This is a genomic window from Psychrobacter sp. 1U2 (assembly GCF_051847575.1).
This window is the reverse complement of sequence record NZ_JBPYDC010000469.1, coordinates 1-1047: the sequence shown is the minus strand read 5'-3', so window position 1 is coordinate 1047 and position 1047 is coordinate 1. Positions and strand designations below refer to the sequence as shown.

1 protein-coding gene and 1 pseudogene are annotated in these 1047 nt (G+C 42.0%); both read left to right on the top strand.

Annotated features, from left to right (window positions below):
- On the top strand, positions 1–685 hold a 685-nt coding region (locus ACS8FD_RS16635), incomplete at its 5' end, for a MaoC family dehydratase (RefSeq protein WP_439276655.1).
- A gap of 50 nt (positions 686–735) precedes the next feature.
- Positions 736–1047 (top strand): annotated as a pseudogene (locus ACS8FD_RS16630) (beta-lactamase hydrolase domain-containing protein); the annotation flags it as partial.

Genomic DNA, 1047 nt, shown 5'->3' with positions numbered 1-1047 from the left:
ATCGCAAGCGTTACAGATGAATATGATGGTTAAAGAACCATTTCCTTTTGCAATGTTAGGGCTGGTACATGTAGATAATAGTGTGACGCAGTATCGTCCTATTGGCGAGCGTGAGACGATCGCTATGTCAGTGTCTTTCGATAACTTACGTGATCATGCGCAAGGTCAGCAGTTTGACTTTGTGACTACGGTCAAGTCACAAGATGATGTCATTTGGGAAGGGGTATCAACTTATTTAGCTCGTGGTAAAAAACCTGCTAGTAATGCAAGCAACAAAAACAAGCCGCGTCCCGCTACTGTCAAGCCAATGGTCGATGAAGAAGGCACCCATGCGGTCTTTGAAGTGCCAGAAGATATTGGTCGTCGTTATGCCTTTATATCTGGCGACTTTAATCTTATTCATTTACATCCATTATCAGCACGCGCTTTTGGATTTCCCAAAGCAATCGCTCATGGTATGTGGTCTAAGGCTAAATGTTTGGCAATGATGGGCGAACTACCCGATGCATGTACTGCTGAGGTATCATTTAAGCTACCTATATTTTTGCCATCTGAGGTTGAGCTGATTGCTGAATCCCTAGCAAAGCTTGAGAGCAGTGATGACAGCTGTAATTTTGGTTTGTATAGCGCCAAAAACGATAAGCCGCATCTTGCTGGTGTTGTTAAGTTAATTTCAGAAGATTAATCAGTATAATCTTAACTCAAATCTTAATATCTACCAATATATATACGACTATGACTCTAAATACAAATGCCCAATCCTTTACAGATGAACATGATAATCAAGACCCGGTAGCTGACAATGGTATGAATCTTTCAGAAGTACTTGAGCCTTATTTTCGCCCTGATGAACAGACAATCGTTTGCGGTGCGCTTGATGAGTCCAAAGTAAAAGCGTTAGCAGCTGCAGGGGTTGAGCTTGTTATTAATTTGCAGCCTGATGATGAGCTTAGTTTCGATGAGTCAGGGGCAGTAACGCGCGCTGGTATGCATTACGAACAGCTACCTATAAGTGGCGCCAAAGATTTAAAGCAGCTCAATATATTA